Source organism: Sphingopyxis sp., assembly GCF_034380315.1.
Lineage (GTDB): Bacteria > Pseudomonadota > Alphaproteobacteria > Sphingomonadales > Sphingomonadaceae > Sphingopyxis.
Window position 1 is genome coordinate 23,588 of the sequence record NZ_JAXMPB010000011.1, and the last position, 15,592, is coordinate 39,179.

The 15,592-nt window shown below is 62.1% G+C and carries 15 protein-coding genes; 6 read left to right on the top strand and 9 right to left on the bottom strand.

All coding sequences use genetic code 11. The annotated features are described in order from the left end of the window. Positions 1–28 precede the first annotated feature (28 nt). A complete protein-coding gene (locus U0S50_RS16490) occupies positions 29–373 on the bottom strand; it encodes a hypothetical protein (RefSeq protein ID WP_322309770.1) in 345 nt (114 codons plus the stop codon). A gap of 214 nt (positions 374–587) precedes the next feature. On the opposite strand from U0S50_RS16490, the gene U0S50_RS16495 reads away from it, so the two are divergent. Then, positions 588–1,286: a hypothetical protein gene (locus tag U0S50_RS16495; protein WP_322309771.1), complete on the top strand. Its 699-nt coding sequence runs from the start codon at positions 588–590 to the stop codon at positions 1,284–1,286. A gap of 105 nt (positions 1,287–1,391) precedes the next feature. Here U0S50_RS16495 and U0S50_RS16500 read toward each other — a convergent pair whose 3' ends face one another. Beyond that, the gene (locus tag U0S50_RS16500; protein ID WP_322309772.1) at positions 1,392–1,733 is read right to left on the bottom strand and encodes a UrcA family protein; all 342 of its coding nucleotides are present in this window, start codon (positions 1,731–1,733) and stop codon (positions 1,392–1,394) included. Between the two features lie 154 nt (positions 1,734–1,887). Here U0S50_RS16500 and U0S50_RS16505 point away from each other — a divergent pair, with 154 nt between their 5' ends. After that, positions 1,888–2,778 (top strand): LysR family transcriptional regulator, encoded by an 891-nt coding sequence (locus tag U0S50_RS16505; protein ID WP_322309773.1) that lies wholly within the window; start codon positions 1,888–1,890, stop codon positions 2,776–2,778. Positions 2,779–3,101: 323 nt separating this feature from the next. Here U0S50_RS16505 and U0S50_RS16510 read toward each other — a convergent pair whose 3' ends face one another. Beyond that, entirely contained in the window at positions 3,102–3,596 is a 495-nt protein-coding gene (locus U0S50_RS16510) for a hypothetical protein (RefSeq protein WP_322309774.1), read from the bottom strand. Between the two features lie 174 nt (positions 3,597–3,770). Between U0S50_RS16510 and dnaN the strand changes: the two genes are divergently transcribed. Beyond that, on the top strand, positions 3,771–4,886 hold the full coding sequence (dnaN, locus tag U0S50_RS16515) for a DNA polymerase III subunit beta (protein WP_322309775.1): 1,116 nt from the start codon (positions 3,771–3,773) through the stop codon (positions 4,884–4,886). A 143-nt stretch (positions 4,887–5,029) separates the two neighbouring features. Here dnaN and U0S50_RS16520 read toward each other — a convergent pair whose 3' ends face one another. Then, complete coding sequence (locus U0S50_RS16520; protein ID WP_322309776.1) at positions 5,030–6,370, bottom strand: sorbosone dehydrogenase family protein; 1,341 nt, start codon at positions 6,368–6,370, stop codon at positions 5,030–5,032. Between the two features lie 161 nt (positions 6,371–6,531). On the opposite strand from U0S50_RS16520, the gene U0S50_RS16525 reads away from it, so the two are divergent. Then, the gene (locus U0S50_RS16525; protein ID WP_322309777.1) at positions 6,532–6,747 is read left to right on the top strand and encodes a hypothetical protein; all 216 of its coding nucleotides are present in this window, start codon (positions 6,532–6,534) and stop codon (positions 6,745–6,747) included. 19 nt (positions 6,748–6,766) lie between these two features. On the opposite strand, the gene argC is transcribed toward U0S50_RS16525, so the two are convergent. The 3 genes from argC to U0S50_RS16540 all read right to left on the bottom strand — a co-directional run bounded on the left by argC (position 6,767) and on the right by U0S50_RS16540 (position 10,129). Further along, positions 6,767–7,693, bottom strand: a complete 927-nt coding sequence (gene argC / locus U0S50_RS16530; protein WP_322309838.1) for an N-acetyl-gamma-glutamyl-phosphate reductase — start codon at positions 7,691–7,693, stop codon at positions 6,767–6,769. Between the two features lie 3 nt (positions 7,694–7,696). Beyond that, positions 7,697–8,614 (bottom strand): C40 family peptidase, encoded by a 918-nt coding sequence (locus U0S50_RS16535; RefSeq protein WP_322309778.1) that lies wholly within the window; start codon positions 8,612–8,614, stop codon positions 7,697–7,699. A gap of 102 nt (positions 8,615–8,716) precedes the next feature. Then, positions 8,717–10,129, bottom strand: a complete 1,413-nt coding sequence (locus U0S50_RS16540) for a leucyl aminopeptidase family protein (RefSeq protein WP_322309779.1) — start codon at positions 10,127–10,129, stop codon at positions 8,717–8,719. Positions 10,130–10,363: 234 nt separating this feature from the next. Here U0S50_RS16540 and U0S50_RS16545 point away from each other — a divergent pair, with 234 nt between their 5' ends. Beyond that, positions 10,364–11,020: a DUF3298 and DUF4163 domain-containing protein gene (locus U0S50_RS16545; protein ID WP_322309780.1), complete on the top strand. Its 657-nt coding sequence runs from the start codon at positions 10,364–10,366 to the stop codon at positions 11,018–11,020. 42 nt (positions 11,021–11,062) lie between these two features. Here the strand turns inward: U0S50_RS16545 and U0S50_RS16550 are convergent, their stop codons facing one another. Both U0S50_RS16550 and U0S50_RS16555 read right to left on the bottom strand, forming a co-directional pair. Then, a complete protein-coding gene (locus U0S50_RS16550; RefSeq protein WP_322309781.1) occupies positions 11,063–12,532 on the bottom strand; it encodes a hypothetical protein in 1,470 nt (489 codons plus the stop codon). A gap of 169 nt (positions 12,533–12,701) precedes the next feature. Further along, positions 12,702–14,240 carry an NAD(P)/FAD-dependent oxidoreductase gene (locus U0S50_RS16555; protein ID WP_322309782.1) on the bottom strand — a complete coding sequence of 513 codons (1,539 nt, stop codon included), beginning with the start codon at positions 14,238–14,240 and terminating at the stop codon, positions 12,702–12,704. A 214-nt stretch (positions 14,241–14,454) separates the two neighbouring features. On the opposite strand from U0S50_RS16555, the gene U0S50_RS16560 reads away from it, so the two are divergent. Beyond that, positions 14,455–15,579, top strand: a complete 1,125-nt coding sequence (locus U0S50_RS16560; protein WP_322309783.1) for a DUF47 family protein — start codon at positions 14,455–14,457, stop codon at positions 15,577–15,579. Positions 15,580–15,592: the final 13 nt, after the last annotated feature.

Genomic DNA, 15,592 nt, shown 5'->3' on the forward strand with positions numbered 1-15,592 from the left:
CATGCTGTCCGGCCCGGCGGCGGCGCTGTCAGGCGCCGTGATAACCGCCCAGCGCGTCCTCGAATTCTTCGAGCGAGCCGACCTGCTCCTTGGGCGGTTGCCCCGGCGCTTGCGGGAAAATCGAGTCGATCCGGCGCCGAAGCGTCGAATCAAAGCTCGGCTGGTTCGAAATGCGCGCGTTGCATACGGTCAATTCGGACCGGATCGCACCCTTGATCCGTTCCAGCCCGTCGGGTTTCAGCACCCCGGCATTCAACAATTCCTCGCAAAGCTGGATCAGCCCGACCGTCGTGGCGTGTGCGCGCAAACCTATGAAATCGAGCGTCCGGTGCCGCTCGCGCGCCACGGCGTCACACCTGCTGTCGGCATTCATTTCCAATCTCCTCTCCCGAGTCCTTCCTCGCTTGCCCGACGCCTCTGGCGGGCGTTCGGTCAAGCGGATGAAGGGATCATGCGCCACTGGAGAAAGGGGGGCAAGTGCTGAATTGCAACGCTTCACGGGTTGAACGTTGCACGGTTCTGCCGATAGACGGGGCGATCGATCTGGCGTTGGCGCGCCGCCCTAAATCCCTGTTCTGAAAGGTTCTATGATGACGAAAGCCATACACGTCGCGCGTGTCATCGTTTTGGCGAGCATGTTGTCGGCGCTCCCCGCCGCGGCGCAGCCCGCGAAGCGCCCAGGGCCGTCGATGGAGCTGCTGGAAAAGATTATCGCCGACCGCTCTCCCGAGACGCGCGTAGAAACGGTGGACCACGACCGGATCACGGCCAAGCGGATCGATATCGTGGGCGACGATGGGGTGATCCGGATGACCTTGTCGGCCAAGACACCGGCGCCGATCGTCGATGGCATCCAGTATCGGCGCGTCTTCGACGTATCGGGACTGATTCTCTATGATGCCGAGGGAAGCGAGCGTGGCGGCTTTGGTGTTGCCGATCTGGACGGTGGCAGCATGGCGGTGCTGGCGCTCGACCATCCCGCGAAAGATGCTATCGGATGGCGCGTCGCTCCCGATGGAGAGGTCAGCTTTTCGGTCAATCAGGCGCCCGCGCTCGTCCGAGAGCCGCAGCTTGGCAATCGCCTGGTCCCCGGGGTCCAGGCCCCGACGCGTATCCGGCTGAATGTCGCGGCCGACGGCACGCCCAGCGTGGCGCTGGCCGACGGGAACGATCGTCCCCGGGTCCGCATGACAGTCACGCCGGAGGGTTATGGCGCGATCGAGTTTCTGAACGCGGCAGGCGAGGTGATCCACACCTTCGCGCCGGAGGCGGGCGGGAACGGCTGAACCCTCCAGCCGGCCGTTCGGTCCGGCGCAGTAAACCGGGGTATGCGATCGTGCCCTTGATCGCACGCCCCGGCTTTGGGCAGGCCTTGCAACGTGGGCTTGCCCCTATTTCTGAACTGAACTGACCTGGATCGCGCGTTCGCGGGTCGCATCTGCGATGGCCAGATCGGCCTGGGCGGCGGCGATGGCGCGTGTGTCGCGGCGGCACTCGCGTATCGCATTCTTGCCTTTCAGGTCGAAATCGGACGTCGCGCCGCATACATCGACCACGGCGCGCCAAATGCGGCGGTCGAGCGTCCGCGCGTCTCTTTGGTTCCGCAGGTCCAGATCGGAATGCGTGACGATCACCACATTCGCGGCGGGCGCCGGCGTCGCCACATCCTGGGCAAGCGCGGGCTGGCCCGGAACAGTGGCGGCCAGCATGGCGAGGATCAAAAGCGTTTTCATCTCATGTCTCCATCGGCCGGCTTGAAAGGGGAGGGGAGGAAGCCGACAGGACATCAGATAATCCTTCGTTCGGTCCGAAAGGAGCAACGATGTTGCGCGAACATTCTGCATAATTGCAGAATGCCGTCGCGGCGCTTATTCGTCACAAGGCATCATGTTCGACTGGAACGATCTCAAATCCTTTCTCGCGGTTGCGGAAACCGGCAGCACGCTCGCGGCGGCGCAGGCGCTGCGCGTCAGCCAGACGACGGTGGCGCGCCGTATCGCCGCACTGGAAAAGGCGACCGGCCTCGCCCTCTTCGAACGACGCCAGGCGGGCTATGCGTTGACCCCGGTGGGTGAAGCGATGCTGGGAAGCGCCCTTGCCGTGCGCGACGCTGCGGACCGGTTCGGAGAGGTAGCGGGGGCTCGGTCGCGCGATACCGGCGGTACGGTCAGCCTGACGGTGATGGAGGTGGTGGCGGTGACGATTTTGCCGCCGATCCTGCGCGACTTGCGCGCCGCCCATCCCGAAATCCACATTCGTCTCGATACGTCGGATGAATCGCGCGACCTTGCGGGGGGCGCCGCGGACATTGCGATCCGCAGCAGCAAGCAACCGTCGGGGGCGGGACTCGTCGGGCGCCGTATCGCCGACAATCCATGGACCGTTTACTGCAGCCGCGAATATGCCGATCGCCACGGCATTCCGCATCGCCGCGAAGAATTGGCGACGCATCCCTTCATCGGCGGTGGCGGCGGGGTGTGGGAACCTTATCAGGCGTGGCTTCGGCAATATGGGCTCCAGGATTCGGTGGTCATGCAATATGACAGCGCCTCGGGGCTGCTCGCCGGGGTGCGTTCGGGCATGGGGCTGTCGGTCCTGCCCGCCTTTATCGCCGACCGCGAACCCGACCTCATTCGCTGCATCCCTCCAAAAAGCGGCGATACCACCGGCCTCTGGCTGCTGACCCACGAACGCCTGCGCCGGGTCCCCCGCGTTCGTACCGTTCTGGACTTCCTGGCGGCCGAATTGACCAAGCTGGCGCGCGAACAGGGGGCGTAAGCTGGGGAGGGACGTCGCCTGACGGCTTCCGGGCCCGATCCCAGCCGCGGTCGTGCGGCGGTCCGTCCGGTTCTCGAGGTGGCCTCTGCCGATCAGCGCTGGCAATCGTCCCTTTTTGCTGTCCTACATTGGTTCGCCGTGCCAGCCTTTTGCGATGACTGTTGCTGTTGCACACCGATCATTCCGCGGCCCCAGGGCGCCGTGCCATGCCGGCATATGGTCTGCGATCGGTGGGAACGAACTTGTGGGTGCGCCGGGCGCTGGCTCGATATGCGATTTCAGTGTAAAGTTGCGCAGATTTTCGCCATTTTTCGGAGCGGTGCTCACCGAATGCGCGCGCACCCCAGAGCGGCGGCGTCAATTGCCGTTGCGGCCCCGCGCAGGCGATAAGTGTCAGCGATCGCGCCACCGCCCGGCGTGCTGCTTTCCACGCTCATGCTGGGGGCCGATCGCATGGCCGCGACGATCGCGGCGTCCATTCGTTGATCGCTGGCCCAGCCGTGGACGCCGTTTCCGGTCAGCACGAAGCGGCGGCTGCCGATGGTCAGCCGCAGTTCGCCGTCGGTTCGCCGGGCCTTCGACAATCGGACGTAGAACTGGCCGCGAATGCGCGACTTCGGCCAGTATCCGACGCTGGCATAGGCCTTTTCCTGGGGCTTCCCGATCGTCGCCGATGGTGCAGCTATGGCATAGCAGCGCGGGGTGGCGGGATCGCGAAACGCGCCCCAGCCGTCGAAAATGCCCAGCGCGCTCGGTGCCGCGGCCCACAGGGTTGCCGGGATTGCCGCTGGAACAAGGAAGAGGAACGCGCGCCGCATCGCGCCCTCGATTGCGCGAAACCCCTTGCTTTGCAAGCATGGCTTGCGCGGCGCGGCGTGTGCGTTAAGGAAGGGGACATTTTTTGGGGCAGGGAATCGGGGCGCCGCCGCGTCCGCGATGCCGGTTCCACCAGGGACTTCTCCCGCACGAGCATTTAGGATGGCGGAAACAGAATGAAAGCGACGATCGAACGCGCAGTGCTTTTGAAGAGCCTCGGCCACGTCCAGTCCGTGGTCGAACGGCGCAATACCATTCCCATCCTGTCGAACGTCCTGATCGAAGCCGATGCGTCGGGCAGCCTCAAGATGATGGCGACCGACCTTGACCTGCAGGTTGTCGAAACGGTCGCGGCAAAGGTCGAGACCGCTGGAACGACGACGGTGTCGGCGCACACCCTGTTTGAAATTGCCCGCAAGCTTCCCGAAGGCGCGGAAGTCAGCCTGGCCGCTGCCGACGGCAAGATGCAGGTGAAGGCTGGCCGGTCGAACTTCAATCTGCCGACGCTGCCGCGTGACGATTTCCCGGTAATCGCTGAAGGGGATCTGCCGACCAATTTCGAATTGCCGGCGGCCGAACTGATCCAGATCATCGACAAGACGCGCTTTGCCATCTCGACCGAAGAGACGCGCTATTATCTGAATGGCATCTTCCTGCATGTCGCCGAAGATGCGACCGGGCCGGTGTTGAAAGCGGCGGCAACCGACGGGCACCGCCTGGCTCGCTACACCGTGACGCGCCCCGATGGCGCGACGGGGATGCCCGACGTAATCGTGCCGCGCAAATGCGTCGGAGAAATCCGCAAGCTGCTCGACGAAGCTGAAGGCAATGTCGAGATCAGCCTGTCGGCGACCAAGATTCGTTTCCAGCTCGGCAATGCGGTGCTGACGTCAAAGCTGATCGACGGGACTTTCCCCGATTACAGCCGCGTCATCCCGACCGCGAATGACAAGCTGCTGAAGGTCGATCCGAAAAGCCTGTTCCAGGGCGTCGATCGCGTCTCGACGATCGCCAGCGAGAAAACGCGCGCGGTCAAGGTCGGGCTCGACAAGGATCGCATCACCCTGTCGGTGACGAGCCCCGAAAACGGCACCGCGGCCGAAGAACTGGCGGCGGGCTATGACGCCGAGGCGATGGAGATCGGCTTCAACGCGCGTTATCTCAGCGACATTCTGGGCCAGGTGGACAGCGACACGGTTGAACTGCACCTCGCCGACGCCAATGCGCCGACGCTGATCCGCGAAAGCGAAAAAAGCCCGGCGCTTTATGTGCTGATGCCGATGCGGGTCTGATCCCGGTCAGGCTGTCCGTCCTTGCGAACCCGGCGAAAGCCGGGTGAAGCAATCCAGGGCGGGTTTACGCAAGCTCGGAATTACCGGGTGGCTTCGCCGGCACCGCCAGGACGAAATAAACAGGGCAAATAGAGAGGGTGGGATCACCCCGCCTTGGCGACGCGCCAGATGATCCCGCCGGTATCGTCGGCGATCAGCGCGGCGCCATCCTTGGCCACCTTGACGTCCGCGGGGCGGCCGCGGGCGGTCTTGCCATCGGCCGCCAGGAACTGGTCGAGCAGCGTGACGGGCAGGGCATTGGCGGGCTTGCCGTTGGCGCCGAACTTGACGAACACGACATCATATCCGGCGACTGGCTCGCGGTTCCACGATCCGTGCCGGGCGATCAGCGCGCCGTTCGCCCACCGCTCGCCTAGGTCCAGCCCTTGGGTGAAGGTCATGCCCAGCGGTGCGGTGTGGGCGCCCAGGCCATATTCGGGGCGCTTCACATATTGGCGGCGATCCTCGGCCTCGGGCGGGACGCGGGGGTCGATAAAGCCGCCCCAATAATACCAGGGCCAGCCATAGAAATCGCCTTCGGTCACATCGGTCAGATAGTCGGGAACCAGATCCGATCCCAGCATGTCGCGTTCGTTCACCACGGTCCACAACCGGTCGCTGCCCGGATAGACAGCCAGGCCGACGGGGTTGCGGATGCCCGCGGCGAAGGTCCGCATATATTTGTTCTCGGGTCGGATTTCCAGCACTGCGGCGCGGCGGAACTCGGCGTTCATGCCCTTTTCGCCTATGTTCGAATCGGCGCCGACGCCGACGTACAGCCAGCCGTTGGGGGCAACCGCCAGACTCTTCGTCCAATGGCGGTTGGTGCCCTTGGCAGGCAGGTCGACGAGCTTGACCGGCTTGCCGCTCATCTTCGTTTCGCCGGCGACATAGGGAAAGGCGAGCAGCGCGTCGGTGTTCGCGACATAAAGCGTGCTGCCGACCAACGCCATGCCATAGGGTGAATTCAGGCCGGTGATAAAGGCACTCTTGATCTCCGCCTTTCCGTCGCCATCGGCGTCGCGAAGCAGGGTGATGCGGTTCGCCGAAACGCCGCCGGCCCCGGCCTTTGCCATCAGATTGCCCATGACCTTGCCTTCGACGCCTGAGGTGTCGCGGGGCGGGCTCTGGGCTTCGGCGGCGAGTACGTCGCCATTGGGCAGGACCAGGATCGTGCGCGGATGATCAAGCCCCTCGGCAAAGCGGGTGACGGCTAGCCCCTTGGCGGGGCGCGGCGCTTGTCCGGCAGGCCAACTCGTCGCTTCGGGTACATTGACGGTCGGGAAGGTCTCTGTGCGCTGCGATGCCATCACCGGTACCCGGCCGCTGAGTTCCGCGGTCGAAAAGCGGGCCACATCGGGCCGCGACATGATGTAGAATGTGATGCCGCCCGCGATCAGGACCAGCAACAGGGCGAGGGCGGCATATTTCAGGATCTTGCGCATTGAGACTGCTTACACGGGCAGGCGGCGGCGGCAAAGGGGCCAAAGATGGCGGCCGAGGGTTAAGTGCAATTAACCTTACCTTTCCGTTCATCACGCTTGGGAACGGCGCGGTGATGCGGGGGCCTTATGCGGGCGGTTCGATGCCAAGGACCGGGGTTTGCATGCAGTTGTCCGCACCTTTTCTTGCCGATCGCGCGGCGATCGACGATGCCGATGCGCTGATTGCTCAGCATGGCGCAGAGGCGGGCTTTGCGGCCGCCGCTCGCGCCGAACAATATCGCGCGCTTGGCAATCATATCTTCTTTGCCCGCTGGCGCCAGATCGAGCGATTGATCACCTATTTGTCGGTCGAGGATGTCCTCGACACGGTACACTGACCGTCGGAGACGCTGGCGGTCAGAGGCGCAGCCCGGCCGTTTCCGGCAGCCCGGCCATGATATTCAGATTCTGGACGCAAGCGCCGCTTGCGCCCTTGCCCAGATTGTCCAGTCGGGCAACGAGGCGCGCCTGGCTTCCATCGGCGTTGCCGAAGACGAACAGATCGATCCGGTCGCTGCCATTGTCGGACGCGCGGAGCAGCATTTCCCCATCGACCGGCGCCTCGCCCATGCTGACGACCGGACTGGCGGCATAATATTCCGAGAGAGCAGCGCGCAGCGCGTCTGACGTGGCGGCGTTCGCCATGGCCGCCAGCGGCAAGGGCACTTCAACGATCATTCCGCGGTGCGCGGGAATGACGGCTGGTGAAAAAAGCGGTGCGACGGACAGGCCGCAACGCGCCTGCATTTCGGGGACATGCTTGTGTCCAAGCGCCAGCGCATAGCCGCGCCAGGCAATGTCGCGGTCCTTCTCAAACCGCTCGATTAGTGCCTTGCCGCCGCCGGAATAGCCGCTGACCGCATGACAGATATAGGGCCAGTCTGCTGGCAGCAGTCCGGCCTCGACCAGCGGCGCGATCAGCGCGATAAAGCCGGTCGAATAGCAGCCCGGGTTGGATACCCGCGCCGCCGATGCGACCGCCGCATGACCGCTGACTTCCGGGAAGCCATAAACCCAGCCCGGCGCAACGCGATGCGCGGTCGAGGCATCGATGACGCGCGTACGGTCGTTTGCGATCATCGCAACCGACTCTCGCGCGGCATCGTCGGGCAGGCACAAGATCACGAAATCGGCGTCGTTCAGCGCTTCGCGCCGCGCGCCGATGTCCTTGCGCCGCGCATCGTCGAGGATCAGCAGAGAGAATTCGGCTCGTCCGGCCAGCCGCTCGGCGATTTCGAGGCCCGTCGTTCCCGCCGCGCCGTCGATAAATACCGTTTTTGTCATCATTTATCGCAGTCGTTTATATCCGCTCACGGGCGGATTATGGTCCTTTGCGGCCGAGCGCTCGATCACGTCGGCCAGCGGTTCGGCTTTCACTGCCATCCATCGTCGGCTGGCATGGACGATGTTGACGGGGTCGGCCATGATGCCGACATGGCCCGGAAAGAAGACGAGGTCGCCGCGTACCAGGTCGCTGGGGGCGATGTCCTTGTCGCTGCCGAGTGCTGCAAACTGAAGATCGCTGTCGCGTGGGAGTTGAATGCCTGCCGCCGCCCACGCCAGCTGCACCAGTCCAGAACAATCAACGCCATTCGCGCTGCGACCGCCCCAGGCATAGGGCGTGTCGATCATCGCTTCGGCAATTGCGGCAGGATCGTCGGTGACGGCGTCGGCGTCGGAGAGGGTGTCGAGTGGAAGGAACCCATGTGCGGTGGCAAGCCAGGCGCCTTGAACGTCGCCCATCACCCAGGCTCCCCTTGGCAGGATGGCCGACCCGCCGCTGGCGCTGTCCGGAGCGCTGTGGACGAGCGCCTCGGCAGCAGCCACGCGGTGAGTGGGGGCAATTGGCGCGCCCAGCGCGTCGGCGGAAAGATAGCCAACATAATGATCGGCCAAGCTGTAACCCCATGCCCAGCCGCCGGTCAGGTCGAGCAGGGCAAAGCCTTCCCCAAAAAGCAACTCACTCGTCTGTTCGGCATCAAGAGACGGCGATCCACGTAGCGGTGTCGAGGGCAGGACGATGCTGCGCATCATCGGCGCCGCATAATGAGGAGCGAAATGTTGTCCGGCCACCGCAATATCTGCCAGATCAGGACGGATCGCGACGACGCGCTGGTCATAGCTTTGCGAGCGGCCGGCCAAGCCAAAATGGTCACGACCCGCGCCAACGGTGCCCGGGCGCCCCATGCGGACCCGGCCAGACATTGAATTTTCGTCCTTTTCCGCTGTCACTTGCCGTCCCGTAAAAGCCTGTAATCCGCGCATGGCGGCCAATCGCGCGGCATTAGCCCAGCCGACGGCGCTTTATCAAGCCGCTTCGCTCTTGCCCCGCCTGTCATAGCGCGCCTGAAGCATCGCCCAAGCCGCCCGTAAACCTAGTGCCGCGCCGCCCTTCGGGCGCCCCGGCTTGGCCGACGGGCGCCAGGCGAACGTATCGAAATGCGCCCAGGGGGTCGCCTCCGGCACGAAGCGCTTGAGGAACAGGGCGGCGGTGATGGCGCCGGCGAACGATGATCCGCCAGCATTGCCGATGTCCGCAATGTCGGTTTCAAGAAGGTCGGCATAGCCATCCCATAGCGGGAGGCGCCAAACCGGATCGTCGCGTTCGGCACCGCCCTTGGAAAGGTCGTCGGCCAATATGTCGTCGTTGGTAAACATGGCTGGCAGGTCGGGACCCAGAGCGATGCGCGCCGCCCCGGTGAGCGTTGCGAAGTCGACGATCAACTCCGGCTTTTCTTCCCCGGCGCGAGCCAGGGCGTCGCCAAGGACCAGTCGACCTTCCGCATCGGTATTGCCGATCTCGACCGTCGGCCCGAGGCGGCTTTTCAGAACGTCGCCAGGGCGAAACGCATCGCCCGAAATGGCATTTTCGACGGCGGCTACCAGACAGTGCAGCCGGACCGGCAGGCCCGATGCCATCACCAACTCGGCTAGCGCGAGGATATGCGCTGCGCCGCCCATGTCCTTTTTCATGATGCGCATGCCGGCGCTAGGCTTGATGTCGAGCCCGCCGCTGTCAAAGCAAACCCCCTTGCCGACCAGGGCAATGCGCGGGTGCTCTTCCTTGCCCCAGGTAATTTCGATCAGCCGCGGGGCGTGGTGCTTGGCTGCCGCGCGCCCCACCGCGTGGATCATGGGGTATCCTTGTTCCAGCGCCTCCCCCTTTGTGACGGTCAGCTTTCCGCCGTGTGCTTTGGCGATGCGATCGGCCTGTTTCTCGAGCGCTGAGGGACCCATGTCGGCGGCGGGCGTATTGACGAGGTCGCGAACCAATGCCGTAGCCTTCGCTTCGGCCACCATGGGGGCAATTATGCCGACGTCGCTTGTCAAAAGCACGCGCGCACCGCGTGCTTCCTGCTTCGTGCGATAGGTGTCGAAGCGATACTGCGCTGTCATCCAGCCGAACAGGGCTTTTCCCGGTTGGTGCCCTTCGACGCGATACCGTCCTTCTGGTAGTGTTTGGGCCAGTTTCGCCAAACACCAAGCCGACAGGTCGTCGACATTGGCGACAGTGGTGACGACCGACCAATCGTTGGCATCATCGCCCGGCAGAATGGCATGGGCATAGGCGTCCGGCTTGTACTCCGCCGCAGTCAGGGCGGAACGCTCCCTTACCGTCCGCCCTTTCAGCCAGTGATCAAAGCTGTTTTTGTCCACAAGGTGGATCGCATGCGCTGGCTGGTCTTTGTCTGGTTGGACGAGGTCGGAATAGTCGAACATGTAACCCTGCTAAAACTATCGGGAAACTTTGTCGATTCCCGGCGTTATGGACAAATGAACAGCAGACGCCCCGCCCACCTTGTCGCGCCTTTCGTCGCGGCATCCGTTTTTCTTGCAGGTTGCTCGCCAGAGCCGGCCCCGCCGCCGTCCGGCAAGGAGGTCTCCAGGCCGGTGCCCGGCGCACCGCCGACGACCCCGGCAGAAATCGCATTGACGGACGCAAAGCCGTCGAATGTGACCGAGAAGAATGATCTTGTGGAATTCGCCTATAGCTATCCGCGCGAAGCGGCCGCGATACCGAAGCTTGCTGCCCTGCTCGACGCCGATCGGTCGGCAAAACGGGGGGCGCTGATCCGCGACGCTGAACGGGACAAGCAAAGCGCTGACAAGGAAGGTTTTCCCTATCATGCGCACAGCCATCAGGAAACGTGGAAGCTGGTTACGAACACGCCGCGTTTCGTCAGCCTGTCGAGCGAGATCGGGACCTATACCGGTGGTGCCCATGGCATGGCGACTTTCGACACGTTGATATGGGATCGAAACCGAGCAATGCGGCTGAAGCCGCTCGATCTATTTGTCGATGGCGCGGCATTTGATGCCGCGATCCGCGATGAATTCTGCGCTGCGATCGTGCGTGCCAAAAAGACCAAGGGTATTTCCATAGAGAAGGACTCGGGCGGCCCCTTTGCATCTTGTCCGCCTGCTTCGGCGCAGACGATATGGATCGGATCGTCGGACGGTAAATATCTCGATCGCCTGACGATCGCGATCGCACCCTATGAAATCGGTCCATATGCGGAAGGCAGCTATACCATCAATGTGCCGGTGACATCCGCGTTGGTGAAGGCTGTGAAGCCAGAATATGCTCGGGATTTTCCGCGGCAGAAATGACGTTGATCGGGCTCCGCTCCGCTAGCGGAGCGGGGCTTCCGACTATTGCCTTGGTGCGTCGGGCAGGGCCTTGACAGGCAACCGGTTGGGGATTTCGTAAGGCGAGCCGACCGCAACCATGTGGCTGATTGCGACGCGCCGCGTGGCGAGCGGTGCGGGCTGGATGCCTTGATAGGAAAATGATCCTGCGTTGTGGCATTCGAAACAATTATTGCCCTGATTGCCTTTCGTGCTTTGCAGAAAGGTTTCCGCCGTGCTGTTCATCAGGCTGATTGCGCCGACGGCATTGCGGTTCGACATCGTCGTCCAAGCGGGGTTGCTGGTGACATAGCTGTTCGGCTGGAACCACACGGTGCCGATCAGATTGTAGTTCTGGAATGGCGTTCCCTTGACGATCGACGCGATCGATTGCTGTGACACCTGGTTCAGGATCGCGATATTGGCTGGGCCGTTGGGCTGGGTGTCGCCGCCTGTGCGGTTCATTTGGACCACTTGCGTTGCTGGAGCGAAACGGCCAGTCGCAGGATCGAAGCTGACGTTTGCGCCGGTTGACGGGTCGGTGTCGACCAGCAGCGTTTCTTTTCCGAACGGCGTTCCTGCCTTGTAGAAGGTATAATCTTTGGGATCGCTCTTCGATGCGTCGAAAGTGAAGCTGTTGTCGACGAACATTGGGGCGTTTGCCTTGTGCTCGAAGGTGGCCCAGACAAATTCGGGGTGATTTTCGGTATAGCCGACGACGTGCAGGCCGACGAGCGCGACGGTCGCGGTTTCGAACCGGCCAGTGGGTTCGACCATGCATTTTGCTGCAGCGCACCGTTTTTCAAGGATCGGAACCTCAGCTTCGGTTGTGTAAGCTCCCTGTGGCGGCGCCTCGCCCTTTGCGATCCTGTGCCACGTTGCCTTCACGATCGCATCGCCGATTGCGAAATAATCATCCTGATCGGGGTTCTTTTGATAAGCGCCGGTTGCGATCAGATTGCGCTTCACGGTAGCGAAATAGCCGTCCGTCATGTGCACGGAGGCATAGACTGGATATCCGTTCTGGCCGATCAGCATGCTGCCGTCCGCTTCCACGATCGCGCCGTCCTGATTTTCCACCCCGTTCATCGCGTGCAGTGGTTTCATGTGCGCGTCGAGGCGTAAGATACTTGTCCGCGACGCCAGCCCCGGGGCCGCAACCAGTTCGTCGGGAGTTTTCCAGCCAAGAAAGCGTGGCGCGCCATCAATCTCTGCAGTTGCCCAGACAAAGCTTTCCCAGGACCATTGGTTGAACAGGCAGTCATCAGCGTTTGCGGCGATGCGCGTATCCATTTTTGCTTCGGCGGTCAGGAAGCCGCCAAGGCCTTCTGCCCAGCCCAGGCCTTCGGGGCAGGATCCTGCGGCGGCCACCTTAGCGCCTTTCCCCGCGCCGTTCTTTTCATCGGAGCAGCCAGCAAGAAGGGTGGCGGTTGACAAGGTCAGAGCGAGCGCGGCGGGCAGTGAAAGGCGATTAGAAGTGACGGAAACAGTCATTGCGCTTCCTTTCTTTCAGGATGCGCGATGGTATATTCAAATTATAGCCTAGTAAATTGAAGCTAAAGCGGCGGAAAATGTTCGATGGGGAAGATTTGCCGCCGAAATGGTTCAATTATTTCGGTGCCGATCGGGTTTTTACGGCGAATCGCTGGCGCATCTTTATCCGTCACTCGGCGGCTTCCAGCGTTGCCGCGGCGTTTCCGGCGACGAGTGCATGGCCGAAGCTCAGCACGCCGTCATCCACGGCTCCGGTGCGCATGTCGATGCGGTCCTGAACATAATTCTGGCTCAGCCGCCACGGTAGGCGATCGGCGTTTTTGGGCATGATGTGCAGTCCGCGCTGAATATAACCGGAAGAGAAGTCGAAAATATTCTCTTCGGTCAAGCTGGCGGGGTCCTCAAGGACCGGGGTGGCGACGTCGGCGCCTACGGCCTTCATATGGTTGAGGACGCGGCATATATATTCCGAGACGATGTCGGCACGCAGCGTCCAACTGGCATTGAGATATCCGAACACCACCGCGAAATTCGGGACGTTTGAGAACATGCACGCCTTGTAATAGAAATGTTCGCTCCAATCGACGAGATTGCCATCGACCCGCACCGGAATCTTGCCTGCTACGGCCAGCTTGAGGCCGGTCGCCGTGACGATGATGTCGGCATCAAGATGCTGGCCTGATTGAAGCTGGATTCCCGTTTCGTCGAAATGCTTGATATGGTCGGTGACAACGGTGGCCTTGTCAGCCTTCATCGCTTCAAAGAAATCGGCGTCGGGAACCAGGCACAGGCGCTGGTCCCATGGGTCGTAGGGCGGGGTAAAGGCCTGTTGGTCATATTTGTCACCCAGCGCCTTCTGCAATCTCTTGGTCAGGAAATCCTTGACCTTTTCCGGTCGGGTGCGGGCGCGGCGAAAGCTGATGTCCTGCAATTTTACATTCTTGTATCGTGTGATCTTGTACGCGACTTCCTCGGGCAGAAACTTGCGCAGGAAATTTGCAAAGGCGTCCTTCGCGGGGCGGATGAAGTACCAGGTCGGTGTCCGCTGCAGCATGGTGACATGCGCTGCTTCCTTTGCCATCGCGGGAACGATCGTAACGGCGGTCGCCCCAGACCCGATCACAACGATTTTCTTGCCGCGATAATCGAAGTTCTCCGGCCAGAATTGTGGATGAACAATCTGGCCCTTGAAATCGCCGCGCCCTTCGAAGTGCGCCTGATAGGGCTCGTCATAGTCGTAATAGCCCGCGCCGAGATATAGCCAGCGCGCCGTGGTGGTCGAAGTGATGCCGCTGGCATCTTCCATCGTCACGGTCCAGCGCGCCGCGGTGCTGTCCCAGTCCGCACCGACGACTTTGCGTCCGAAACGGATATGGTCGCGAATGTGGCGTTCGTCGACGATGCGGTTCAGATAATCGAGGATCGCAGGACCGTCGGCGATCGATTTTTCATGTTTCCAGGGTTCAAAGACGAACCCCAGCGTGTGCATGTCGCTGTCCGAACGGATGCCGGGGTAACGGAACAGGTCCCATGTGCCGCCGAGTTGGGGGCGCCGTTCGACGATTCCAAAGCTGCGGCCGGGGCAGTGCATTTGCAGGTGCACCGCCATGCCGATGCCCGAAATGCCCGCGCCGACGATCAACACGTCCTGATCGACGGCGGCGGCGGTTGCGGCCGCCGAGCGGTCGAGGGTTGCCGTGCCTGCCATAATCCTGTCTCCCGACTATGTTTGGTTGCAGCTTACGCACCACGTTTCGATTTGCAATCGAATTGACAGCGTTGAAAGTAGGAGGCGACCTGAAAGTATGAAGGGAGGGAAGTGCGAAGGCCGCTTGTCGCTGTCACATTAATGTCATAGGGGCGTCACGCATTCGTCATTCTCGGCCGCCGTGCCGACCCAGCCGCAGGAAAGGGCCGGTATCTTGCGTCAGATCGCTGTCCTTCCCTATCGCTTCGGCGGCGCCGCCCAAGATGGGCCAACTGAAATTCTGTTGATCACTTCGCGCGAGACGAAGCGTTGGGTGATTCCAAAGGGCAATCCGCTGACCGGTATGGAGCGTCATGCCGCTGCCGCGATAGAGGCGGAGGAAGAAGCTGGCGTGATCGGTGCCGTCTGTCCGACATCGATCGGCAGCTATCAGTATCGCAAGCGGCGCGCCAACGGTGCGTCGATCATGTATAATGTCGAGGTTTTTCCACTCGCGGTGACGCGCGAACTCGCCGAGTGGAAGGAAATGGACGAACGCGAGCGAAAATGGTTCGCCTTCGAGGAAGCGGCGGGCGTTGTCGACGAGGCGGATCTTCAGGCTCTGATCCGTTCGTTCGGCGACAGCGGTTTTCGTATCGCTGCTCAACCGCGCGGCGTCGTCCAGAATGTAGCCGAAAAAACAGGGGTAAATCGGATGTTCGCTTGGTTCCAGCGCCTGCTGCCGCGCCAGGGCAATTTCTTTGAATTGTTCGAAAATCACGCGGCGACGCTGGTGGCGGGGGCCAACGCCCTGTCGCGCCTGTTGCAGGGCGGTGAAGGCATGGCCGATCATATTCAGGAAATTGTCGAGCGCGAACATGATGCCGACGCGATTACGCGGGAAGTGTTGCAGACGGTCCGCCGCACCTTTTTGACCCCGTTCGACCGCAGCGCGATCACCGACCTTATCGCGTCGATGGACGACGCGATCGACGAGATGCAGAAAACCGCCGGCGCGATCGACTTGTACGATGTGACCGAGTTCGATCCCGAAATGCGCGATATCGCCGGTATCATCGTCGATGCGGCGCGGCTGACGTCGGAGGCTCTGCCGCTGCTGCGCAACGTCGCCGCGAACGGCACCCGTCTGCACGAATTGACCGAACGGCTTGTGCGCATGGAGGGACATGCCGACGAAATCCACGCCCGCGGGCTGAAGCGCTTGTTCAAGGAACATGGGCAGTCGAACACGCTGCATTTCCTGATCGCGCGCGAACTTTATCGTCACCTTGAACGTGTCGTCGACAGTTTCGAAGATGTGGCGAACGAAATCGACGGTTTGGTCATCGACCACGCGTAAGCGGGGAGCGACT